Origin of the sequence: Streptomyces sp. DT224 (genome assembly GCF_049844595.1) — a bacterium.
Classification (GTDB): domain Bacteria; phylum Actinomycetota; class Actinomycetes; order Streptomycetales; family Streptomycetaceae; genus Streptomyces.
Map to the genome: position 1 here is coordinate 39,257 of NZ_JBNCLI010000004.1, position 23,187 is coordinate 62,443.

Annotated in this window: 18 protein-coding genes and 1 pseudogene; 9 read left to right on the forward strand and 10 right to left on the reverse strand. The window is 73.0% G+C overall.

The features are described 5' to 3' along the window. Position 1: 1 nt before the first annotated feature. The 3 genes from ACLQ2N_RS10590 to ACLQ2N_RS10600 all read right to left on the reverse strand — a co-directional run bounded on the left by ACLQ2N_RS10590 (position 2) and on the right by ACLQ2N_RS10600 (position 3,623). Complete coding sequence (locus ACLQ2N_RS10590) at positions 2-1,657, reverse strand: purine-cytosine permease family protein (protein ID WP_425811411.1); 1,656 nt, start codon at positions 1,655-1,657, stop codon at positions 2-4. Between the two features lie 82 nt (positions 1,658-1,739). Continuing rightward, positions 1,740-2,486: a GntR family transcriptional regulator gene (locus ACLQ2N_RS10595; protein WP_425811413.1), complete on the reverse strand. Its 747-nt coding sequence runs from the start codon at positions 2,484-2,486 to the stop codon at positions 1,740-1,742. A 144-nt stretch (positions 2,487-2,630) separates the two neighbouring features. Beyond that, positions 2,631-3,623: a polysaccharide deacetylase family protein gene (locus ACLQ2N_RS10600; RefSeq protein WP_425811415.1), complete on the reverse strand. Its 993-nt coding sequence runs from the start codon at positions 3,621-3,623 to the stop codon at positions 2,631-2,633. A gap of 358 nt (positions 3,624-3,981) precedes the next feature. Here ACLQ2N_RS10600 and ACLQ2N_RS10605 point away from each other — a divergent pair, with 358 nt between their 5' ends. From ACLQ2N_RS10605 to ACLQ2N_RS10630, 6 genes are all read left to right on the forward strand, one after another. Then, complete coding sequence (locus ACLQ2N_RS10605) at positions 3,982-5,169, forward strand: cellulose-binding domain-containing protein (RefSeq protein ID WP_425811417.1); 1,188 nt, start codon at positions 3,982-3,984, stop codon at positions 5,167-5,169. Positions 5,170-5,398: 229 nt separating this feature from the next. After that, positions 5,399-6,316, forward strand: a complete 918-nt coding sequence (locus ACLQ2N_RS10610; RefSeq protein WP_425811419.1) for a 2-dehydropantoate 2-reductase — start codon at positions 5,399-5,401, stop codon at positions 6,314-6,316. A gap of 89 nt (positions 6,317-6,405) precedes the next feature. Further along, positions 6,406-7,494, forward strand: coding sequence for a mandelate racemase/muconate lactonizing enzyme family protein (locus ACLQ2N_RS10615; RefSeq protein WP_425811421.1), 1,089 nt, complete (start codon positions 6,406-6,408; stop codon positions 7,492-7,494). A gap of 72 nt (positions 7,495-7,566) precedes the next feature. Beyond that, positions 7,567-8,925 (forward strand): MFS transporter, encoded by a 1,359-nt coding sequence (locus tag ACLQ2N_RS10620; RefSeq protein ID WP_425811423.1) that lies wholly within the window; start codon positions 7,567-7,569, stop codon positions 8,923-8,925. Between the two features lie 59 nt (positions 8,926-8,984). Continuing rightward, positions 8,985-9,827 (forward strand): fumarylacetoacetate hydrolase family protein, encoded by an 843-nt coding sequence (locus ACLQ2N_RS10625; RefSeq protein WP_425811425.1) that lies wholly within the window; start codon positions 8,985-8,987, stop codon positions 9,825-9,827. Next, the gene (locus ACLQ2N_RS10630) at positions 9,824-10,627 is read left to right on the forward strand and encodes an SDR family NAD(P)-dependent oxidoreductase (protein ID WP_425811427.1); all 804 of its coding nucleotides are present in this window, start codon (positions 9,824-9,826) and stop codon (positions 10,625-10,627) included. The genes ACLQ2N_RS10625 and ACLQ2N_RS10630 overlap by 4 nt, the downstream gene beginning before the upstream one ends. A 32-nt stretch (positions 10,628-10,659) precedes the next feature. Here ACLQ2N_RS10630 and ACLQ2N_RS10635 read toward each other — a convergent pair whose 3' ends face one another. From ACLQ2N_RS10635 to ACLQ2N_RS10650, 4 genes are all read right to left on the reverse strand, one after another. Next, complete coding sequence (locus ACLQ2N_RS10635; RefSeq protein ID WP_425811429.1) at positions 10,660-11,358, reverse strand: GntR family transcriptional regulator; 699 nt, start codon at positions 11,356-11,358, stop codon at positions 10,660-10,662. Between the two features lie 171 nt (positions 11,359-11,529). Next, on the reverse strand, positions 11,530-12,228 hold the full coding sequence (locus ACLQ2N_RS10640) for an IclR family transcriptional regulator (protein ID WP_425811431.1): 699 nt from the start codon (positions 12,226-12,228) through the stop codon (positions 11,530-11,532). Continuing rightward, entirely contained in the window at positions 12,225-13,457 is a 1,233-nt protein-coding gene (fahA, locus tag ACLQ2N_RS10645; protein ID WP_425811432.1) for a fumarylacetoacetase, read from the reverse strand. Before fahA ends, ACLQ2N_RS10640 begins: the two co-directional genes overlap by 4 nt. 26 nt (positions 13,458-13,483) lie before the next feature. Beyond that, the gene (locus tag ACLQ2N_RS10650) at positions 13,484-14,332 is read right to left on the reverse strand and encodes a hypothetical protein (protein WP_425811434.1); all 849 of its coding nucleotides are present in this window, start codon (positions 14,330-14,332) and stop codon (positions 13,484-13,486) included. 594 nt (positions 14,333-14,926) lie between these two features. On the opposite strand from ACLQ2N_RS10650, the gene ACLQ2N_RS10655 reads away from it, so the two are divergent. Both ACLQ2N_RS10655 and ACLQ2N_RS10660 read left to right on the forward strand, forming a co-directional pair. Then, entirely contained in the window at positions 14,927-17,149 is a 2,223-nt protein-coding gene (locus tag ACLQ2N_RS10655) for a serine/threonine-protein kinase (protein ID WP_425811436.1), read from the forward strand. A gap of 26 nt (positions 17,150-17,175) precedes the next feature. Beyond that, complete coding sequence (locus ACLQ2N_RS10660; RefSeq protein WP_425811438.1) at positions 17,176-17,793, forward strand: class I SAM-dependent methyltransferase; 618 nt, start codon at positions 17,176-17,178, stop codon at positions 17,791-17,793. Between the two features lie 318 nt (positions 17,794-18,111). Here the strand turns inward: ACLQ2N_RS10660 and lgt are convergent. From lgt to ACLQ2N_RS10675, 3 genes and pseudogenes are all read right to left on the reverse strand, one after another. After that, positions 18,112-19,063: pseudogene (gene lgt, locus ACLQ2N_RS10665) on the reverse strand (prolipoprotein diacylglyceryl transferase). Positions 19,064-19,136: 73 nt separating this feature from the next. Beyond that, positions 19,137-19,478 carry a DUF4260 family protein gene (locus ACLQ2N_RS10670; RefSeq protein WP_425811440.1) on the reverse strand — a complete coding sequence of 114 codons (342 nt, stop codon included), beginning with the start codon at positions 19,476-19,478 and terminating at the stop codon, positions 19,137-19,139. A gap of 73 nt (positions 19,479-19,551) precedes the next feature. Further along, positions 19,552-20,070: a TetR/AcrR family transcriptional regulator gene (locus tag ACLQ2N_RS10675; protein WP_425812336.1), complete on the reverse strand. Its 519-nt coding sequence runs from the start codon at positions 20,068-20,070 to the stop codon at positions 19,552-19,554. 849 nt (positions 20,071-20,919) lie between these two features. Here ACLQ2N_RS10675 and katG point away from each other — a divergent pair. After that, complete coding sequence (katG, locus tag ACLQ2N_RS10680; protein WP_425811442.1) at positions 20,920-23,151, forward strand: catalase/peroxidase HPI; 2,232 nt, start codon at positions 20,920-20,922, stop codon at positions 23,149-23,151. Positions 23,152-23,187: the final 36 nt, after the last annotated feature.

A 23,187-nucleotide genomic window follows, 5' to 3' on the forward strand; every position in this document is an offset into this window, starting at 1 on the left:
GTCAGGCGAGCGGAGGCTGCGCGGGCAGCACGTGGTCACCCACCCGGTCGGTGCTCAGGCAGAGCGAGCAGACGACCGCGTCATGGGTGGCGCAGGCGGCGAGGTCGGGGCGTTCGTACGACTGGTGGCAGACATGGCAGTCGTAGGTCGCCGCGCTCGGGTTGCCGTCCGCGTCGAGCATCGGCTCGTCCAGGCCGTCGTCGGTGCGGCGCAGGTAGTAGCGGCCCTTGGTGACGTACGCGACCAGGGGCGTCAGCACGAAGGCGAGGACGGCGGCGGCGACGGGGGAGTACGGCTGGAGGGTGTCGCCCAGCGCGTGGAAGTACATCGCGATCGACAGGCCGGAGGCGGCGGTGAAGGCGACCACGCCGACGGGATTGACCGCGTACAGCATGCCCCGGCGGAACTCCGGCCGGAGCGGTGAGATGCGCAGCAGGTACTTGTTGACGCCGATGTCGGTGGCGACGGTGACGATCCAGGCGATGGCGCAGTTGGAGTAGAAGCCGAGGATGTCGTTGAGGAAGCTGAACATGTCGGCCTCCATCAGCGCGAGCGCGAAGCCGAGGTTGACCAGCACGAAGACCAGCCGGCCGGGGTAGTGCCCGGTGACCCGGGTGAAGGAGTTGGTCCAGGCGAGCGAGCCGGAGTACGCGTTGGTGACGTTGATCTTGATCTGGCTGATGACCACCAGGACCACGGCCAGCGGGACGACCAGCCAGGACGGCAGCATCGCGTCGAAGGCGCCCCGGAACTGCTGGATCGGCTCGGGCGCGGCATCGGCTCCGACCTCCGCGAGGACGTACACGGCGAGGAACACACCGATGGCCTGCTTGAGCGCGCCCAGCACCACCCATCCGGGCCCGGCCATCACCACGGCGGTCCACCAGGCGCGCTTGTTGGCGTCGGTCTTCGGCGGCATGAAGCGCAGGTAGTCGATCTGCTCGCCGATCTGCGCGATGAGCGAGAGGCATACACCGGCACCGAGGAGCACGGACGCGGTGTCGATGCCGCCCTTGCCGTCGGTTCCGGCGTACGAGAGGAACCGGTCGACCGTGCCGGGGTCGGTGGCGACCAGGTAGACCAGCGGGCCGGCCATCAGCAGCAGCCAGATCGGCGTCGTCCACACCTGGAGCTTGCTGAGCGCGGACATTCCGTAGATCACCAGCGGAATGACCATCAGGGTGGAGACGAGGTATCCGAGCCAGAGCGGCAGTCCGAGGCCCAGTTTCAGGCCCTGCGCCATGATCGAGCCTTCGAGGGCGAAGAAGATGAAGGTGAAGCTGGCGAAGATGACCCCGGTCAGGACCGAGCCGTAGTACCCGAAGCCGGAGCCCCGGGTGATCAGGTCCAGATCGAGGTTGTACCGGGCGCCGTAGTACGCCAGCGGGAAGCCGGTGGCGAAGATGACGACGGCCGCCACCGCAATCGCCAGGAGCGCGTTGCCGGTGCCGTGGGCCAGTCCGATGCCCGCGCCGATCGAGAAGTCCGCCATGTAGGCGATGCCGCCCAGGGCGGTGGTGGCCACGACGGCGGGGGTCCAGCGGCGGTAACCGCGGGGCGCGAAGCGGAGGGTGTAGTCCTCCAGGGTCTCGCTCGTCGCCCTGGTCTCGGCAGCGGTCGGTGGGGTGGACGTCGCACGTGACTCGGTCGTACTCATGGGCAGCCTCTCGGGAAGCGGTGAGCTGAGGGAAGGCCGTGCTGAGGACGGGCGGGGGCGGACGCCGTCGGCCGCCGGGGTTTCAGAGGCGGTCGGCGTGCAGGGCCATCTGCGTCATGGCGCGCCGGGCCCGTTCGAGCACGACGGCCATGGAGTCGCCGACATGGGCGTGCAGGGCGCGGTGGCCGTCGGCGAGGCGCCCGTCGCGGACGGCCTCCATGATCGCGATGTGCTCGGTGATGGTCGTCCCGATCCGGTCCGGGGTGAGGAAGTCGTACATCCGGACCCGGCGGATGCGCTCACCGACGGCCACGAGGGCATCCGTCAGGGCGGGGTTCCCGGAGGCGCGGGACAGCTCGGCGTGGAAGCGCTCGTCCTGCACGACGAAGCGGGGATCGGGGTCCGGCGGCCGCTCGCGCATGGCGTACCAGCGGTCCAACTCGGCCTTGAGAACGGCCGGATCATGCTGTACGGAGGGGTCGTCGATCGCCCGGGCGATGCCGCGCAGTTCCAGGGTGACCCGGAGTTCGTACAGGTCCCGCAGCTGGGCCAGGTTGGGGATCGTGACGAAGAAGCCGCCGTCCCCGCGCTCGATCAGGCCGTCCGCGAGCAGGCGCGCCAGGGCCTCGCGCACCGGGGTCCGCGAGACGCGGAAGCGTGTGGCGAGCCGCGTCTCGGCCAGTCGCTCGCGCGGCCCGAACTCGCCGTCGAGCACGGCCGCGCGCAGCTGCCCGTACACCGTCTCGCGGAGCGGGGGCGCGGGCTCCGCACGTGCGCCCCGCGCTGTGTCCGGGGGCGTATACAGCGTCGTATCCAGCGTCGCATCCATGGGCGGAGACGCTAGGAACCGGTTGTTTCACCGGAGTCCACGGTGGGGTGAACGACTGGTTTCCGGTAGCTCACGCCGGTCCGGGGACATGGCGAAGCGCCCCGCGCGCGGGCGCGGGGCGCTTCACCGTGGGGGCGAGGGGCTTCAGCCCGTGGCGCAGGAGACCGCCGGCCAGGTCCAGTTGCCGTTGGTCTGGATGGTGACGCCGAAGTTGTTGCCGCTGCCGTTGGGCTTCGCGGTCAGCACCTGGGCGCTCGGGTAGGAGGCGCTGACGTTCCAGGTGGAGAGGACCCGCTCCGGGGAGGGGAGGCGCAGCGTCACCGTCCAGTTGGACGAACCCGTGACGGCGACGTTGAGGTTGTAGCGGTCGCCCCAGCTCTGGCCGGCGGAGAGGGTCGCGGTGCAGCCGCCGGTGTTCCCGCCGCCGTCGTCTCCGCCGCTGCTGCCGTCGGGTGCGACGGCCCGCCCGGTCTGCGGCGAGATCATGCCGGAGCACAGGCCCCGGGAGGCGAGCGACTGGGCGATGCGCGGGATGGCGGCCAGGGTGTTGGCGGGCCACTCGTGCATCAGGATGATCTGGCCGCTGGAGAGGCGGGACACGGCCTGGACGATCGCGTCGGTGCTCGCCCCGTTCCAGTCCTGCGAGTCGACGTCCCAGATCACCTCCGTGAGCCCGTACTTGGCCTCGACGGCCTTGAGGGTGGCGTTCGTCTCCCCGTACGGCGGCCGGAACAGCTTCGGCGTGCCGCCGCCGGCGCTCGCGATGGCCTGCTGGGTCCGGGAGAGCTCCGAGTCGATCTGGGCCTGGCTCTGCTGGGTGAGGTGGGGGTGGGTGTAGCTGTGGTTGCCGACCCACATACCCGCGTCGACCTGGGCCTTCACCTGTGCCGGGTACGAGGCGGCGAACTGGCCCTCGTTGAACATCGTGGCCCTCAGACCGTTCTGCTTGAGGGCGTTGAGCAGGGCGGGGGTGTGGTCGTTGGACGGGCCGTCGTCGAACGTCAGGCCCACGTAGCCGTTGCAGGCGGCGGCCTGGGCCGGGGCGGCGGCCGTGGCGGTCAGACCCAGGGAGCTCGCCGCGGCGAGCACGAGCCCCGCCGCCAGAGCGGCGGGGCGGCGGTGGAATCGGAGACGCATGAGGGGGTCCTCCAGGTGAGCAGAGTTCCGGCCGCACGGGCGGCGCGGCCGGGTCTGAGCACGGAGTTTTTGGGCCGCCTCCGGTGACTGTCAATAGTTTCGGCAAGTGTTTCGAAAGCGTCGGTACTGCTTTGATCGTGCTTGGGCTTCAACAGTGCACGTCAGCGGCGTGCGGGGCTGTCCTGCGGGATGACGCAACGGCGCGCTTGGCTGAGAGGGTGTTGCGGCGGGAGCTCGTACGGCGAAACTTTCGGACCCTGTAAAAGTCGCGGACCACCGCCGTATTGACAGTGTGCCGTCAAGTCGCTGTCATACATGGGAGCGCTCCCACCCTTCCCCACGCCCCGAGGAGGCGCACATGACCATCCACCCCCGCCGCTTACCGCGCAGACCCTGGACGGCGGCCGGCTCCGCCGTCGCGCTGGCCCTGTCGCTCTTCGTCGCCATGCCCGCCGGTGGGCCGGCCGCTGCGGCGGAGTCCGCATCCGGGTGCCAGGTGGACTACACCGCCAACGAGTGGACCGGCGGCTACACTGCCGAGGTCCGCGTCACCAACGAGGGCCCGGCGCTCAGCGACTGGCGCCTGACCTGGACGTACGCCGGTGACCAGCACGTCACCTCCGGCTGGAACGCCACCGTCACGCAGACCGGCCACGCCGTGACCGCCGTCAGCACGGCCTGGAACGGGGCGGTGGCCGAAGGCGGCACCGTCTCCTTCGGGGTGCAGGGGACCTCGCAGTCGGGCGGACCCGCTCCCGGCGACTTCGCCCTCAACGGCGTGCCGTGCGGCGGCGACGGCACCACGCCCCCGACCACGCCGCCTCCCACCACACCGCCTCCCACCACACCGCCCTCCGCCGAGTGCGGCGACGCGGTCGTCTGCGACGACTTCGAGGGCCAGACCGGTCCGGCCCCCGCCGGCGACTGGCGCTTCACCGCACCCGACTGCCAGGGCACCGGGACGGCCGCCGTGGACACGGAGACCGCGCACAGCGGCACGCGCTCGCTGCGGCTCGACGGGAAGGCCGGCTACTGCAACCACGCCTTCGTGGCCTCCACCGCCGACCTGTCGGCCGTCGGCCCCGTGCTGTACGTCCGCATGTGGGTGCGGCACACCACGGCACTCCCGGCGGCGCACGTCGCCTTCGTGTCGATGCCCGACAGTTCCCAGGGCGGCAAGGCCCTGCGGATCGGCGGGCAGAACGGGGCGCTCCAGTGGAACCGGGAGACCGACGACGCGACGCTCCCGGCGCAGAGTCCGACCGGGGTGGGGCTGAGCAGGCCCCTGCCCACGGGCAGCTGGCAGTGCCTGCGGTTCGCGGTCGACACCTCGGCCCCGGGGCTCGACACCTGGCTGGGCGACGAGCAGGTGCCGGGCCTGCACGCCGACGGCGTACCCACGCGTGACGTGGACGACCAGTGGCTCTCGCGGACCACGCCGCCCCGGCCCACCGCTCTGCGGCTGGGCTGGGAGAGCTACGGGGTCGGCGACGACACTCTGTGGTTCGACGACGTGGCCGTCGGCTCCGAGCCGATCGGCTGCTGACGGGCGGCCGCCCGGCGAGCGGGAGACGGGCGGCCGCGGCGGGCCGGTGCGGGCTTCGGAAGAGGCCGGCACCGGCCCTTTGCCGTGTCCGGACGCGCAGTCGCACCGGGTCCGGGCGGATGCGGGAGGGGTTGTTCGGAGGGGTTGTTCGGAGGGGTTGTTTTCCTGCGGAACCTATAGCATTCTGCAACTCACTCCAGATTCCTATATGAACTGAGCGGGTGTGCGCGTGCCTGAGCATGTGGTTTCCGAGGCCGACCCGGTCTCCGTCGTGGGCCCGGGAGCCGTCGGCCTCGCGCTGGCGGGCCGGCTCGCCCTTCGGGGGCATCCGGTCACGCTGTGCGGACGGCCCGGCTCGCCACCCGTCCGCGACATCGAGCAGACCGGCGACCTGGGCGCCCGCACGGCGCGGGTGCACTGGCAGGACGACCCGGCGCGGGCGCGCCCGGCCGCCTGGATCCTCGTGACGACCAAGCTGCATCAGGGCGCTGCGGCTCGCGCCTGGCTGGAGCGGCTCGTCGACCGGGAGTCGGTGGTGGTCGTCGCGCAGAACGGCGTCGAGCACCGCGAGCAGGCGGCCCCGTACGCCCCGCCGGGCCAAGTGGTCCCGGCGCTCGTCCACTTCAACGCGGAGCGCCTCGGCAGGGGCCGGGTCGCGGTGCGCGGCGAAGGGGCGGGGCTCGTCATCGGCGACGACGAACCGGGCCGCAGGGCCCGTCCGTTGCTCGAAGGAACCGGGCTCGGGGTGGACCCGGTGGCCGACTTCACCACCGCGGCCTGGCGCAAGCTCATGGTCAACGCCGTCGCCAACCCCGTCACCGCGCTCACCTCCCGCCGCGTCGAGGTCTTCGCCGACCCGGCCGTACGGGCCATGGCGGCCACCATGCTCGACGAGGTGGCCGAGGTGGGCCGGGCCGAGGGCGCGCGGCTGCCCGGCAATGCCGCCGACGAGGTCCTCGCCTGGATCGATGCCCGTCCGCCCGGAGCCGGCTCCTCGATGCTCGCCGACCGCCTCGCCGGCCGGCCCATGGAACACGACGGGCTCCTCGGGGCCGTGGTCCGCAGGGCGGACGCGCAGGGGATCGCGGTGCCCATGTGCCGGACCGTCCTGGCGCTCGTCGCCGCCCTGGACGGCGCGCGCCCCTGACGCTCCCGGCACCCACGCGTCCCGGGAGCGGACACGCGCACGACACGACGACTTCTTCAACCCATTCACGTACAACGCACGGAGCAGCAGTGGCAAAAGTGATCAAGGCCGAGGCGTACCTCGTCGACATCGAGGTGGAGACGGTACGCACCGACGCGACCCAGGCGTTCCTCAAGCAGGAGACCCTTTTCGTGGAGGTGACGACGGACGAGGGGCTGACCGGCACCGGCTACGCGTACACCATCGGCACCGGAGGCCGCGCCGTGCTCGCGATGCTGCGCGACCACCTCCTGCCCGCGCTCGCCGGGCACGACTCCCGGGAGATCGAGGGCGCCTGGCGGACGATGTACGACAGCACGCGGGCCACGATGGTCGGCGCGCTCACCGCGCTCGGCCTCGCCGCCGTGGACCTCGCCCTGTGGGATCTGCGTTGCCTGCGGGCGGGCGAGCCGCTGTGGCGCGTGGCCGGCGGAGCCCGGCCGGCGGTGCCGGTGTACGACACCGAGCGCGGCTGGCTCCAGCTCGGCGAGGACGAACTGGTCGCCGGTGCCCGCGAGGCCCAGCGTCAGGGGTTCTCCGGCGTCAAGATCAAGGTCGGCAAGCCGAGCCCGGGCGAGGACGCCGCCCGCATCCGGGCCGTGCGCGAGGCGGTCGGCCCCGGCCTGGACATCATGGTCGACGCCAACCAGGCGTTCACCGGCGCCGAGGCCGTGCGCCGCGCCGCCCTGCTGGAGCCGTACGACATCGGCTGGCTGGAGGAGCCGCTGCCCGCCGACGACGTGGCGGGGCACGAACGGCTCGCCGCCTCGACGTCCATCCCGGTGGCCGTCGGCGAATCGATGTACTCGCTGGGCCACTTCCGCGAGTACCTGCAGCGCGGCGCGGCCGGCATCGTGCAGCCCGACGTGGCCCGGATCGGCGGCATCACGCCCTGGCTCAAGGTCGCCCACCTCGCGGAGGCGTTCAACGTCGAGGTCTGCCCGCACTTCCTGATGGAGATCCACGTCAGCCTGACGGCCGCCGTGCCCAACGCCCGCTATGTCGAGTACATCCCGCAGCTGCGCGCCGTCACGACGCACGGGCTGCGGATCGAAGGCGGCCTCGCCCACGCCCCGTCCGAGCCCGGCCTCGGCATCGCCTGGGACGCCGACGCCATCGACGACCGGCGCGTCGCCTGACCGCCGGCCGCGAGCCGGCCCCGCACCTCCACCGCCCCCGTCCCGCTGTCCCAGCACACCCGGAGGACGACGATGTCCACCCTCACCCCGGCCAAGCCCGCCCGGGCCGTCGCCGCGCACCGCCGGCGCGTCCTGCTGGCCTCACTCGTCGGCTCGGCCCTGGAGTGGTACGACTTCTATCTCTACGGCACCGCCGCGGCCCTCGTCTTCAACAAGATCATCTTTCCGTCGTTCGACGCCACGGCCTCGCTGCTCGCCTCGTTCGGCACGCTCGCCATCGGCTACTTCGTACGTCCGCTCGGCGGCGTCGTCTTCGGCCGCCTCGGCGACCTGTTCGGCCGCAAACGCGTCCTGGTCCTCACCCTGCTGGTGATGGGCGCCTCCACCGTCGGCATGGCCCTCGTGCCCACGTACGAGCAGGCCGGTGTGCTCGCGCCCGTCCTGCTGGTCGTGCTGCGGGCGGTCCAGGGGCTCGGCGCGGGCGCGGAGTACGGCGGGGCCGCCGTACTCGCCGCCGAGTTCTCCGAGCCCCGCCGGCGCGGTCTGTTCGGCGCGGCGCCCAGCATCGGCGTCTACATCGGCATCCTCATGGCCTCCGGCGCCTTCGCGCTGGTCACCCGGCTGCCCGAGGACCAGTTCCTCGCCTGGGGCTGGCGGATCCCGTTCGCGGCCAGTGTGCTCGTGATCGGCGTGGCGCTCGTCATCCGGCTGCGGCTGACGGAGAGCCCCGCCTTCGAGGCGGCCCAGGAGCGCACCGAGACGGCCGAGGTCTCGCCCGTGCGGGACGTCGTGCGCCACGAGTGGAGGGCCGGCCTGGTCGTCTTCGGCCTGCAGACCGCCCAGAACGTCGTCGCCTACCTCAACCTGACGTTCCTGGCCGCCTATCTCACCGACACGCTGGAGATGTCCAGCTCGACCGGTCCACTGGCGGTGACCGTCGGCACGGCGGTGACCGCCGTGACCCTCGTCCTCTTCGGGCACCTCACCGACCGCGTCGGCCGCAAGCCGGTGGCCCTGGCGGGCATCGTCTTCTCCGCCGCGTTCGTCTTCCCGTACTTCTGGGTCATCGACCACAGCCACAGTTCGCTCGCCGTCACCCTGGTGGTCGTGGCGAGCATGGGCATCGGGGTGGGCTGCATGTTCGCCCCGCAGGCCGCCTACTACAGCGAACTGTTCACCGCCCGCTCCCGGTTCACCGGACTGGCCCTGTACCGGGAGATCGCCGGCGCGGTCACCGGCGGGCTCACCCCGCTCATCGCCGTCGCCCTGGTCGCCGCGGCGGGGGACCGCTCCTGGGGTGTCGCCCTCTTCGTCGTCGCCGCATGCCTGATCGGCGGCGTCGCGGTGGCTCTCGGCCCCGAGACCAGGGGGCGCGACCTCGCCGCCACCACCGTCGCCGAACTGCACGCCTCGACCGGAACCTACCGCTGAACCGGCCGGCCGCTCGTGGGGCGGCCGCAGCCATACCCGCACCCTTTCAGGAAGGCACCATGCGCATCGCCCGCCTCGGCCCCCCGGGCCAGGAGATCCCCGTCGTCCTCGACGGCGACCGCGTCCTCGATCTGCGCGGAGTGACCCCGGACATCACACCGGAGTTCCTGGAGCGCGGCCTGCCCGCGCTCGACGTGACCGCGCTGCCCGAACTCCCGGACGCCCAGCAGCTCCGCCACGGCCCGCCCCTCACCCGCCCCACCGCCGTCGTCTGCGTGGGCATGAACTACGCACGGCACGCGGCCGAGTCCGGCGCCGAGCCGCCCACCGAACCGGTGGTGTTCCTCAAGCACCCCAACACCGTGGTCGGCCCGGACGACCCGGTCACCATCCCGCGCGGCAGCACCATGACGGACTGGGAGGCCGAGCTCGGCGTGGTCGTCGGGCGGCGTACGAGCTACCTCGCATCGCCCGCCGACGCCGCGTCCCACATCGCCGGGTACGTCCTCGTCAACGACGTCTCCGAGCGCGAGCTGCAACTGCGCACCTCGGGCGGCCAGTGGTCCAAGGGCAAGTGCGCCCCCACGTTCACGCCCGTCGGGCCGTGGCTCGTCACCGAAGACGCGCTCGACCCGGCGGCGGTGCGGCTGCGCAGCCGCGTCAACGGGGCTGCGCGGCAGGACTCCAGCACCGCCGACATGATCTTCTCGGTGCCTGAAATCCTGTACCGCCTCAGCCAGTTCATGACCCTGGAGCCGGGCGACCTTGTCCTGACCGGCACGCCCGAGGGCGTCGCCCTCTCCGGCCGCTTCCCCTATCTGGCCGCCGGTGACGTCGTGGAAATCGAAGGCGAAGGGCTCGGCAGGCAGCGCCAGACCATGGCAGCGGAGGGCTCCCGATGACACAGGAGACACAGGAGACACAGGAGATGAACCCGATGACCGCACCCGAGTTCGCCGGCCTCGTCGCGGTGGTGACCGGCGGCGCGTCCGGAATCGGCCTGGCCACCGCCCGGGAGCTGCACGCGCGCGGCGCGCGGGTGGCCGTGCTCGACCGGGACACCTCGGACGGGCCGTTCCTGCAGGTGCGCTGCGACGTGACGGACGACGACGCCGTGCGCGCGGCCGTCGACGAGGTGACCGCCCGACTCGGTGGAGTGAACGTCCTGGTCAACAACGCCGGGATGGGAGCACAGGGCACCGTCGAGGACAACACCCCGGAGGAGTGGCACCGGGTGCTCGACGTCAACGTCGTCGGCATCGCCCGGGTCACCGCGGCGGCCCTCCCCGCACTCCGCGAGGCGGCCGCGGGCGGCGAGGGCCACGCGGCGGTCGTCAACATGTGCTCGATCGCGGCCACGGCCGGGCTGCCGCAGCGGGCCTTGTATTCGGCCAGCAAGGGCGCCGTTCTGGCCCTGACCCGGGCCATGGCCGCCGATCACCTGCGCGAGGGTATCCGTGTCACCTGCGTGAACCCCGGCACGGCGGACACCCCCTGGGTCGGCCGCCTGCTGGACGCCTCGGGCGACCCCGAGGCGGAGCGCGCCGCCCTGGCCGCCCGCCAGCCGAGCGGCCGCCTCGTCAGCGCCGCCGAAGTCGCCCACGCGGTGGCCTACCTGGCGAGCCCCCGGTCGGGCGCCACCACCGGCACCGACCTCGCGGTGGACGGCGGGATGCAGGGGTTGCGGCTGCGCCCGCAGTGATCACCGGGCAGACGCGGGCGCACCCTCGGGCCTCACGAGGGCCGCGCCCGCGTCTGTTTTCCGTTCCGGTGGGGCTGCGTGCCGGTGCGGTGCCGTACGCGGCTGGAGCGCAGGTGCGTCGTCATCGCCTCGGCGGCCTGCTCCGGGTTGCGCCGGGCCACCGCGTCCAGGATCCGCTCGTGTTCCTCGATCGTCGTGCCGGCCGCCCCCGGAGCACTGGTCAGGCGGAACAGATGCAGGTGGGAGTGGAGGCGGTTCACCGCGTCGGCGAGCAGCGGGCGGCCCGCCGCACGGGCCAGCGTGTCGTGGAACTCCTGGTCCAGCAGGGCGAACCGGTGGTAGACCGCATAGCTCTCACCGGTCTCGGGGTGGCTGCGCATCCGCTCCGCGATGTCCCTGAGCCGCTGGAGATCCGGTCCGTCCGCGTTCTCCGCGGCGAGCGAGGCGGCCTTCGGCTCCAGGAGCAGCCGCATCTCGAAAAGGTCGCGCAGGCCGTCCGGATCGAGCAGGTCGGTCGCCCGGTAGCCGGCGTTCGGCCGCTTGACCACGAGGCCGTCCGATTCGAGCCGCGCCAGCGCCTCGCGCACCGGAGTGGCCGACACGTCGAGCCGGCGGGCCAGCGCGTCGATCCCCACGCGCGCGCCCGGGGCGATGCCGTGGTCCATGACCATCGCCTTGATGTCCTCGTAGACACGCTCGGCCAGCACATCCTGTCGAATCCCGTTCCCCATGGCGTCAATCATAGAGAATGTGCAGGTCGCGGGTGACGCGAGCGGGACCGTTCCCTCCTCGATGTGCGGGAGGCCGGTCCGCGTCGGGGCCACCGGTCCCCGGCGCGTCGGCGCTCCGGGCCCCGGTGTTCGGGAGCCGTGCGAGGCCCCGCCGCCTTGACGGGCCCGCGTTCAGCCGGCGCCGAGGTGGTCGCTCAGTGTGCCGATCGCCGCGGCGGCATCCCTCACGTGCGCCACGGCCCGGTCGGCGAGGTCGGGGTCGGAGGTGACCACGTTGACCGCGGCCCGGACGGGCCAGCCCGGCAGCGGGGCCGCGATGCCGTGGGCACCGATGTTGACCTCGCTGTGGGTGATGACGTAGCCGGCCTCGCGGATCGCCTGCACGCGGGGCGGTTCGGCGGCGCGCGCGGGGCCGGAGGCCAGGGCGGCCAGGCCGCCGGAGCCGTGGTCCAGGGGGTCTCGGCTGCCCTTGCGGTACCAGAACAGCGGGCCGTCGGTCGGCGGTTCGGCCACCACCGTGGTGACGGCGGCGGTGCCGACGGCCTCGACCAGGCTCGCGGTGGCGTCCAGGCGGCGGGCGAGGCGGTGCAGGACGGGCTCGGCGACGGACCGCAGGCTGGGGCCGGTGCCGCCGAGGAGCCCGGCCACCGCCGGGCCCACGGTGTAGCGGCCGCTGTCGTCGCGCGCGGCGAACCCCGTCCGGTGGAGCGAGACGAGCAGCCGGTGCGCGATGGAGCGGTGGAACCCCGTCGCGGCCGACACCTGGCTGGTCGTCAGCCCTTCCGGCTGGCGGCTCAGTTCGACCAGGAGGGCGAGGCCGCGCTCCAGGGTCTGCGAGCCGCCGCTCTCGGAGTCGTTCGGCGGTGTCATTCCACCTCTTCGGGGAGCGGCCGGATGGTGGGGAGGATCCTGCCACGGACCTCGCCCAGGCCGATGCGCCCCCGCGCGCCCGGCGCCGAGTAGCGCAGGACGACCTCGTCGCCGTCCTGGAGGAACGTGCGCTCCTCGCCGCCCGCCGTCCAGGTCTCCTTGCCGCCCCAGGACAGTTCGAGGAACGAGCCGCGCTGGTGCTTTTCGGGGCCGGAGATGGTGCCCGACGCGTAGAAGTCGCCGACCCGCAGCGAGGCGCCGTTGACCGTGAGATGGGCCAGCATCTGCGCGGGCGACCAGTACATGGAGGCGTACGGCGGACGCGCCACCACCGTGCCGTTGACCTCGACCTCCACGTCGATGGCGTAGCCCGAGGGGCCTTCCTCGCGCAGGTACGGCAGTACGGCGGGGCTCTGGCCGGGCAGGTCGGTGCGGGCGTGCTCCAGCGCGGCGAGCGGGGTGACCCAGGCGCCGATGCTGGTGGCGAAGGACTTGCCCAGGTTGGGGCCCAGCGGCACGTACTCCCACGCCTGGATGTCGCGCGAGGACCAGTCGTTGACGCCGGTGACACCGAACACGGTCTCGGCGAACTCGCAGGTCGCGACGCGCCGCCCGAGCGGGACCGTGCGGCCGACGACGAAGCCGAGTTCGGCCTCGATGTCCAGGCGCAGCGACGGGCCGAACGTGGGCGCCGGGTCGGTGGGCGCCTTGCGCTGTCCGGCGGGGCGGTGCACGGGGGTGCCCGAGACGACGATGGAGCCCGCGCGGCCGTGGTACGCGACCGGCAGGTGGCGCCAGTTGGGCATCAGCGCGTCCCCGTCGGGCCGGAAGATCCGCCCGACGTTCGTGGCGTGGTCCACGGAGGCGTAGTAGTCGACGTAGTCGCCGACCTCGAACGGCAGGTGCAGCGTGATCTCGGCCAGCGGCACCAGGCGGACGCGGTCGCGGTGCGCGGTGTCGGTGAGCAGACCGGTGACCCAGGCGCGGACCTCCGCCCACACCGGCGCGCCCGCGGCCATCAGCGGGTTGAGCGCGGGCGCGTCGAGCAGCGGAGCCCAGCCGGGGCGCAGACCGGTGGCGGCGGCGCCCAGGTCCAGGACGTGGTCGCCGATGCGGACGCCGATGCGCGGGGCGGTGTCCGTGGTGGAGAAGACGGCGTACGGGAGGTTGTCGACGTCGTACGCGCTGCCGGCCGCGGCCTCGACCCAGGTGACGGGGTGGGTGGTCATACGTGGCGCCCTTCGGTGATGGGTGATCAGGTGGTGGCGGGGCCGAGCAGGCCCAGGGCGGTCAGGTCCTCGAGCGGTTCGAGCACGCTGCACGACCCGTACGAGACGAACGCCTCCCGCGCGGCGGCGGTCTCGGCGGCCGGGAGCGCGGTCACGGCTCGGGCCAGCGCCTCCGGGTCGCGCTCGGCGAGTGCCGCGCGGACAGCGGACAGGGACGCTCCGGCGCGGGCCCGCGCCGCCGCCAGGAGCACGTTGAGGTAGCCGTGGTGCTCGAACCCGGTGGCGGCGGCGGTGTGCCGGACCGCGTGGTGCAGCCCGGCCGTGCACTTGAAGGCGGCCCCGGCGGCCACGGCATCGTGGATCCACGCGGCCACCTCGTCCTCGGACGGGAACGCCGCCGCCTCGGTCCCGCCGGTGCGGAACTTCAGCCGGAAGCCGTGGCGTACCACCGGCGCGAGAGCCCGCTCCCACTCCGGCGTACCGGGGCGCGGCACCTCGACGTACACCGTCCCGGGGAAGCCGAGCGCGGCCAGTTCCTCGATCTGGGGTCCGAGCGGCCGGGCGGGGTCCGGCTTGAACTCCACGGCCGCCGGCACGAGCCGGCCGGTCCCCGCGAAGGCGGCCAGGACGGCGGGGAGCGCGGCCGGCCCGGCCACCACGCTCACCCGCAGCCCGCCCGGGAACAGCCCGGGCCCGGCCAGCCCGGCCAGTTCGCCGAGCCGGTCGGCGCCGATCACGAAGGGGCCCACGAGTTCGGCGTGCCCGGACGCGAGGTGTCCGGCGTGGTCGGCGACGGCGCGCGGCAGCGGAGCCAGGCCGGGCGGGAAGACCGCGGCGTCGTCCACGAGATGGCGGAAGGCGAGAGGGAAGGACACGCGCGACACCCTAGCGGAGGAGCATCGGAATGCGGACGGTGCGTGTTCTGATATCGGTCACGCGGTCGTCTGTGCGCTGTGCTCTCCGGCGTGGCCACCGCCGCCCTGGCCACCGCAGGACTCGCGGCCTTCGCCGCACAGCAGGCATCGGGTGCGTCCGCCGACGCTTCCAGGCCGTCCTGGAGTGCGCCACCAGCCACCACAGGGACCGCTTCACCTTCCGGTCCCTCAACCGCGACCGCCAGTGCACCTCGCGGACCACGTCACCCCCGACCGGCAGTTGCACCGCCGCCGCGTGGAGCGCCGACGCCGTCTGCACCGGCGCGTACGGGGGCCACACCCCGGAGGCCACGTGGTGGACCCGGAACGAGACGCCCGGCGCCACCGGTGAGCGGGGCGTCCGGCAGGACCTGGCCCCTGCTGATCCGCTGACCCGACGGCCGGCCCCGGTCCCGGCCGGGCGGACCCGTACCACGCACCCGCCCGTACGCGTCACCCGCTTTGCCCACCCCCACCACCCTGCGGCTAGTTTGTGTCCAGCACAGACGGGCGGTCCGTGACGGCAGAGCGCACGGGGACGAGAGGTCGGGAAGAGTGTCGCTGCGCGCAGGCGATCCAGCCGAGATCGGCGGTTATCCGCTAGAGGCGCGGCTCGGTTCAGGCGGCATGGGAACGGTCTTCCTCGCCCGTACGAGCTCCGGCCGGCCCGTCGCGATCAAGCTGATCCACCAGCACTTCGCCGGGGACAGCGAATTCCGCATCCGCTTCCGCCAGGAGGTCGCGGCGGCGCGCCGGGTCAGCGGCGCCTTCACCGCCGCCGTGGTGGACGCCGCGCCCGAGGCCGAGCGGCCCTGGATGGCCACCACCTACATCGAGGGCCCCACCCTCGCCGAGCGCATCGCCGCCGAGGGCCCGCTCAACGGCGCCGGACTGCGCAGCCTGGCCATCGGGCTCGCCGAGGCGCTCCGCGACATCCACCGCGTCGGGGTCGTCCACCGCGACCTGAAGCCGTCGAACGTCGTGCTGTCCTCCGAAGGGCCGCGCGTCATCGACTTCGGCATCTCGCGCGCCGCCGACCAGCAGACCCTGACGATGACGGGACGCGTCATCGGCACGCCGCCCTTCATGTCGCCGGAACAGCTCCAGGCACCGCGCGGCGTCGGACCGCGCTCCGACGTCTTCTCACTGGCGACCCTCCTGGTGTACGCGGCCACCGGCCACGGCCCCTTCGACGCGGACAGCCCGTACCTCACCGCCTACCAGGTGGTGCACGAGGAACCCTCGCTGGACGCCGTACCGGAGGCGCTGCGCACGGTCGTCGAACCGTGCCTGGTCAAGGAACCCGAGGGCCGGCCCTCGGCCGGCGAACTGCTGGAGCTGCTGCGCGACCTGCCCGCCGACCTCGGCGGCGCGCCGGCGGCCGGGCGCGCCGCCGGCCGCACCCGGGACGTGGCCACCCAGCACCACCTGGCCACGCGCGACACCCCGGTGCCGCACGTCCCCGCTCCGCAGGAGACCGGCCCCCTCGGCGGACGCGGGCTGCGCGGGCGCTGGCGGCCCGTGCTCGCGGCGGCGGTCGCCGTGGCGGCGATCGGCGGGGGAGTGGCCGCCCTCCGGGCGGGCGGCTTCGGCGAGGAGCCGGACGAGGGCAAGGCCCGCACGGTCGCCGCGCCCGCCGGCACCCTGCCCGAGGGCTTCACGCCCTGGCGCGTGACCGTGCCGGGCGGCCGCGAGGACATCCCGGACGAACTGCGGTGCGTCGCCCGCGCCGACGCCGTGTTCTGCGGGGGCGGCGGGGTCGTCGCCGCCCGGATCGACGTCCGGGACGGCTCACGCGCCTGGACGGCGAAGAGCCCGGGCGTGCCCGTCCAGGGCCTGCACCTCGTGGGCGCGACCGACGACACGGTGCTCGGCTACCGCATCGCCGCGCAGGACGACCCGCGGGGCACCTCCGACGAGGTGGTCGCCCTCGACGCCGACAGCGGCGAGGAGCTGTGGTCCACGCCCTCCGGCGCGCAGTCGACGGCCGTCACGGGCCGGACCCGGGACGCCGTGGTGTTCGGCACCGACGTGATCACGGTCGACGCCTCCGACACCGCCCTGGAGGCCCGGGACGCGCACACCGGCGACCTCGCCTGGACGGCGCCGTTCCCCGCCGGCTCCCGGTGCGCCCCCGTCCCCGTGGGCACCCGACTGCTCGCCATGTGCGCGACGGACGCCGAGCTCGACGCCTCGGCGGTGCGCCACCCGGCCCTGTACCCCCTCGACCCGGCCTCCGGCACCTGGGGCGGGGCCGTCGCGGTCGACGGTCCCGCCGTGCCGGTGGGCGTCGCCGGCGGCCGGCTCGTCCTGCTCACGGAACACATGGAGGGCCCGGCGCTCACCGGGTACGACGCGGTGGTACAGGTCGATCCGGTCTCCGGGAAGGTCACGGACGCCCCGCTGCCCACCACGTACGCGGGCACGCCCGGCATGGCGGCCGGCACCGTGTACGTGAGCGGGCAGACCGGCCGCGTCACCGCGTTCGACCCCGCCACGGGCCGCACCAAGTGGTCCCGGCAGACCAGCGTCGAGGGCGCCTCGGGCCCCGTGGCCGGGAACGGCGCGCTCTTCTTCAGCTCCGCCACCGGCCGCGTGGTCGCCCTCTCCCCGTCCGACGGCTCGGTGCTGTGGGCGACGGACCCGAGGGCCGACGGCCTGACCGGCCAGGAGGGCGCGAGCCCGCGCGTGACCGTCGCCGGACGTGCGGTGATCGTGGCGGCGGCCCGGAACACGGTCTTCGCCTTCGACGCCCTCCACCCGCCGAAGTCCGGCTGACCAGGGCCCCGTCTACAGTGGCCCGCATGAACCGCTGGACCGAACTGACCGGAGACACCTCGGGCGAGGACTACGCCGCCCGCTTCGCGGCCCTCGCCCGCAGCGGCAGGGACATGCACGGCGAGGCGCGGTTCTGCGCCGCCCTGGTGCCCGCCGGGGCCCGGGTGCTGGACGCCGGCTGCGGCACCGGCCGGGTCGCGATCCGGCTCGCGGAACTCGGCTACGACTGCACCGGGGTGGACGTCGACGCCTCGATGCTGGCCGTCGCGCGGGGGCAGGCGCCCGGGCTCCCCTGGTACCGCGCCGACCTGGCCGCGTTCGACCCGGCGGCGCTCTCCGCCGGACCGGGGTTCGACCTCGTCGTCGCCGCGGGCAACGTGATGGCGCTGCTCGCCCCCGGCACCGAGGCCACCGTCGTCGCCCGCCTCACCGGGGCGCTGCGCCCGGGCGGTCTGCTGGTCTCCGGGTTCGGCCTGGACGCGGCCCACCTCCCCGTCCCGCCCGGCCTCACGCTCGCCGAGTACGACGCCCACTGCGCCGCCGCCGGGCTCACCCCCGTCGACCGCTTCGCCACCTGGGACGCCGCCCCGTACGACGGCGGCGGCTACGCGGTGAGCGTGCACCGGCGGGGGGACGGCCTCTAAGCCGTGCCCGCGAAGTCCCGTCGGGCCCGCGACGCCTGCACGCACTCTCGCCGCACCGGCCGGCATCCCTCGGTGTCACGGCGGCACTGTCGTTGGCCGTGGATCCGGCGACCTCGTGGATGCACCAGACCGGCCGGCGTCCCTCGTACTGGATGTACGCCGATCGTCGGCGGCTCCCGGCTTCGTTCCATTCGCTCGTCCGATCCCCGCCCTCAACGTGCCCGCTGATGAGCCCACACGGTTCATCGCGGTGATGCACCTTTCGACGCCCTGGGAGGCTGGGCCGCACCAGCACCGTCTGCCGTCCGCACGAGCGCATCACGATCCGTTCCGGACACTCCGGGACTCGGCCGCCCTTCGCGCTCGGCCCTTACCCGTGCCCGGAGGCGGGGCCGGCAGGGGCGTCAGCCAGGCGCGGCTCATCGGCCCTCCCGATGGCACCCTCGCCCTGTAGCCGCGCCACGTCCTCGATGCCCGGGTGGCGGCGGTCCGATGCGACGAGGCAGGCGACAGCGCCGAGGAAGACCAGGACAGAGGTCCAGTTGTTCAGGCGCAGACCGAGGAACGTGTGGGCCTCGTCGATGCGCAGGTACTCGGTCCAGAACCGGCCGACCGTGTAGGCGGCGACGTACAGGGCGAAGGTCCTGCCGTGACCGAGCGGGAACCGGCGTGCCGCCCAGAGGACCAGTGCGGCGACGCCGATGTTCCAGAGGGACTCGTAGAGGAAGGTGGGGTGATAGGTCGTGATGTCGAGCATGCCGGACGGGCGGTGCGCGAGGTCGATCTCCAGGCCCCAGGGGAGTGTGGTGGGGCGGCCGTAGAGTTCCTGGTTGAACCAGTTGCCCAGGCGGCCGATCGCCTGGGCCAGGGCGATGCCCGGGGCTACCGCGTCCGCGAAGGCGGGGAAGGGGACGCGGTGGCGGCGGCAGCCGATCCACGCGCCGACCCCGCCCAGGGCGATGGCACCCCAGATGCCGAGTCCGCCCTCCCACATGTACAGGGCCCGGATGGGCTCGCCCCGGTCGCCGAAGTACGCGTCGGGGCTGGTGATCACGTGGTACAGCCGTCCGCCGGCGAGGCCGAACGGCACTGCCCAGACGGTGACTTCCGCGATGACGCCCGGCTCGCCGCCACGGGCGACCCAGCGCCGGCTGCCGAGCCGGACTGCCGCGAATACGCCCAGGATGATACAGAAGGCATATGCCCGTAAGGGGACGGGGCCGAGGTGAAGCACGCCGGTCGAAGGGCTGGGAAGGTAAGCGAGATCCATAGGTGAGAGCCTTGGTCGAGGTCGTGGAGGCTTCGGGTGCCAGGCCCGAAAGCGCGGGTCGCTCGGCCATCGCTCAGCGCTGCCAGCCGTCTGCGGTGCGCAGCCCGTGGCCGAGCGCGCGGTCGAGGGAGATGTGCAGCAGCCAGGCGAGTCCGAAGGTGAACAGTGCGGTGCCAGGCGGGTCAGGCAGCACCACGCAGACGACGAGCCACAGAACGGGCGCGATCGGCCGGTGGACGAGGTTGTAGCCGGGCACCCGGCCGCGGGTGAGCTGCCCGGGCTCGTGCGCCCCCGACGGCCCGACGAAGAGCGTCAGGTCAGGAGCGAAGATGCCCGCAATCCCCAGCGGAATCGTCCCGCCACCGTGGTTGACCATCTCCAACACGAGCCAGAACAGCAGAAATGCGCCGAACAAAGCCCAGGCTGCGCGGACGGGACCCGAGGCCGAACTCCGGGTGGCTCCCTGGGCCGAAGGGGGTGTCACAAGATCACTCTCCCCGGGTCTTGGTCCGGGTCGCCTGGGTGAACGCCTCGCAGGCGGTGCGCCAGGCCGCGTCCAGGTCTGCGCCGGGCGGGAAGCGGTCGTCGAGTTCGAGCACGACCATGCCGTGGGCGAATGCCCAGAACGAGCGCGCGATGTCGATGTCGCCGTGCACCGCACGGGCCAGCGGCAGCGCCGCACGGTCTTCGAGTCCTTCGGGGAGCGCGGTGCGGGCGAGCGGCCGACTGTGGGTGATGCGGTAGAGGTGCGGACCGGCGAGCGCATGACGTCGGTAGGCGCGGGCGAGCACGAGCAGGGGCGGGTCGGTGCCGATCCCGGCTTCAGCGGCCTCCAGGTCCTCTGCCAGGCGGATCATTCCCTGCGCTTGAAGCCCGGCCTCGACAGCGGCCTTGTCCGGAAAGTGCTTGTACAAGGAAGGCGCCCGGATGCCGACGCGCTCGGCGATGCGCCGCATCGACAACGCATCCGGCCCTTCCGCGTCAAGCAGTTCCCGGGCGGCGACCATGATCTGCTGCGCGCGGTCAGCCACGGCGGGCCGTTCGCGCGATCGCCATCCGGGCGGCGGGTGAAGCCGGGGACGAGGCGAGACCTGGGCACCGGATGTCCGCGGCGTGCTTCGCGGGGTTCGGTGAGAACGGGCTCGGCCCAGCAGGGCATGCGCGCGCGGCTGCCGGCGACGGGTGCTCTCCCCCGGAGACCGCCCACGTCCCCAAGGGCAGCACCAGTGCTGCGCATGCTCTCCGGCGGGGCTGCGGCAGGGGGCTGCCGCGCAGGGTGCTGGCTGTGGCAGTACTCACTGCGGCCCTTTCACGTGACGTCCCATCAATGTGGCTAACGGCGTTAGCTGCGTGCGTCAATGTATGGCTACCGGTGTTAGCTGTCAAGGGGGAGATCCAGCGGCCGCATCATGCGATTGCGTCGCAGGACACGATGAACAAGCCGCCGCAGAGCGCGCGTTGCGGCCCGGTCGCGGCACGTGCCGGATCTACTGCGGCGGAGACCTTGTCGTGATCGTGGCGATCTGTGGTGGTGCGTTCCGGCTGCCGGGGCGCTCCGCGCGGCCCGCGTCGGCTCGGTCGATCGGCACGTCGCCGAATGCGACCCCGCTGCGCGTCGCCACGCGTGGATCCGAGCGGATCAGGGCTTCGAGATCATCCCGTCGCCCCTTTGGTGCGCGCCTCGGTCACGCCCCTCGTTGATCCATTCCATCGCGTGTTCGTATTGACTTGGACTTGGTCCATCGTAGGATCGGTTCCGGCCGCAGCCAGGGCAGGACGTCCTCCGGACGAGACCGGTCAGGCCATTCCCCCACATTCTCAGAGCACCGAGATCCGCCCCGTCCGGAAGGAATTCCATGACTGAGAACCACGACGCGATCGTCACCGACCCCAAGTCGGAGGAGGCCGGCGGCTGCCCCGTCGCGCACGGTCGCGCGCCGCACCCCACCCAGGGCGGCGGCAACCGCCAGTGGTGGCCGGACCGGCTCAACGTGCGGATTCTCGCCAAGAACCCCGCCGTGGCCAACCCGCTCGGCGAGGACTTCGACTACGCCGCGGCGTTCGACGCGCTCGACCTGCCCGCCGTCAAGCGGGACATCGCCGAGGTGCTGACCACCTCGCAGGACTGGTGGCCCGCCGACTTCGGCAACTACGGCCCCTTCATGGTCCGGATGGCCTGGCACAGCGCCGGCACGTACCGCATCAGCGACGGCCGCGGCGGCGCCGGCTCCGGCCAGCAGCGCTTCGCCCCCCTCAACAGCTGGCCGGACAACGCGAGCCTCGACAAGGCCCGGCGCCTGCTGTGGCCGGTCAAGAAGAAGTACGGCAAGAACCTCTCCTGGGCCGACCTGCTCGTCCTCACCGGAAACGTCGCCCTGGAGACCATGGGTCTGAAGACCTTCGGCTTCGGCGGCGGCCGCGTGGACGCCTGGGAGCCCGACGAGGACGTGTACTGGGGCCCCGAGACCACCTGGCTCGGCGATGAGCGCTACACCGGCGACCGGGAGCTGGAGAACCCGCTCGGCGCCGTGCAGATGGGCCTCATCTACGTCAACCCGGAGGGCCCCAACGGGAACCCGGACCCGATCGCCGCGGCCCGCGACATCCGCGAGACGTTCCGCCGGATGGCGATGACCGACGAGGAGACCGTCGCCCTGATCGCCGGCGGCCACACCTTCGGCAAGACCCACGGAGCCGGTCCCGCCGACGCCGTCGGCCCCGACCCCGAGGCGGCCCCGATGGAGCGCCAGGGCCTCGGCTGGGAGAGCTCGCACGGCACCGGCAAGGGCGGCGACGCCATCACCAGCGGCCTCGAAGGCATCTGGACGGACACCCCCACCACCTGGGACAACAGCTTCTTCAACATCCTCTTCGGCTACGAGTGGGAGCTGTTCAAGAGCCCCGCCGGCGCCCACCAGTGGCGGCCGAAGGACGGTGCCGGGGCGGGCACCGTGCCCGACGCGCACGACCCGTCCAAGAGCCACGCCCCGACCATGCTCACCACCGACCTGTCGCTCCGCTTCGACCCGGCGTACGAGCAGATCTCGCGGCGCTTCCACGAGAACCCGCAGGAGTTCGCCGACGCCTTCGCCCGCGCCTGGTTCAAGCTGACCCACCGTGACATGGGCCCCGTCGTCCGCTACCTCGGCCCCGAGGTCCCGCAGGAGACCCTGATCTGGCAGGACCCGCTGCCCGAGCGCACCCACGAGCTGATCGACGCCGCCGACATCGCCGCGCTCAAGGAGAAGGTCCTCGCCTCCGGCCTGTCCGTCTCCGAGCTGGTCTCCACCGCCTGGGCCTCCGCCTCGTCCTTCCGGGGCAGCGACAAGCGCGGCGGCGCCAACGGCGCGCGCATCCGCCTCGAACCGCAGAACGGCTGGGAGGTCAACGACCCGGACCGCCTCGCCGGCGTCCTGCGCACCCTCCAGTCCGTCCAGGAGTCCTTCAACGCCGAGCAGCGTGGCGGCAAGCAGGTCTCCCTCGCCGACCTGATCGTCCTCGCGGGCGCCGCCGGGGTCGAGAAGGCGGCCAAGGACGCCGGTACGGAGATCGAGGTGCCGTTCACCCCGGGCCGGGTCGACGCCTCGCAGGACCAGACCGACATCGAGTCCTTCGTGGAGCTGGAGCCCGTCGCGGACGGCTTCCGCAACTACCTCGGCAAGGGCAACCGGCTCCCCGCCGAGTACCTGCTGCTCGACCGGGCGAACCTGCTGAACCTGAGCGCGCCCGAGATGACGGTCCTCGTCGGCGGTCTGCGCGTCCTGGGCGCCAACCACCAGCAGACCTCGCACGGTGTGCTCACCGACGCGCCGGGGACGCTGACCAACGACTTCTTCGTCAACCTGCTCGACATGGGCACGACGTGGAAGTCGACGGCCGACGACCAGAGCTCCTTCGAGGGCCGGGACGCCGTCACCGGTGAGGTCCGCTGGACCGGCACCCGCGCCGACCTGGTCTTCGGCTCCAACTCCGAACTGCGCGCCGTCGCCGAGGTCTACGCGAGCGACGACGCCCAGGAGAAGTTCGTGCGCGACTTCGTCGCCGCCTGGGACAAGGTCATGAACCTGGACCGGTTCGACCTCGTCTGACGACGCCGCAAGGGCCGGCCCCCGCGTGGGGGCCGG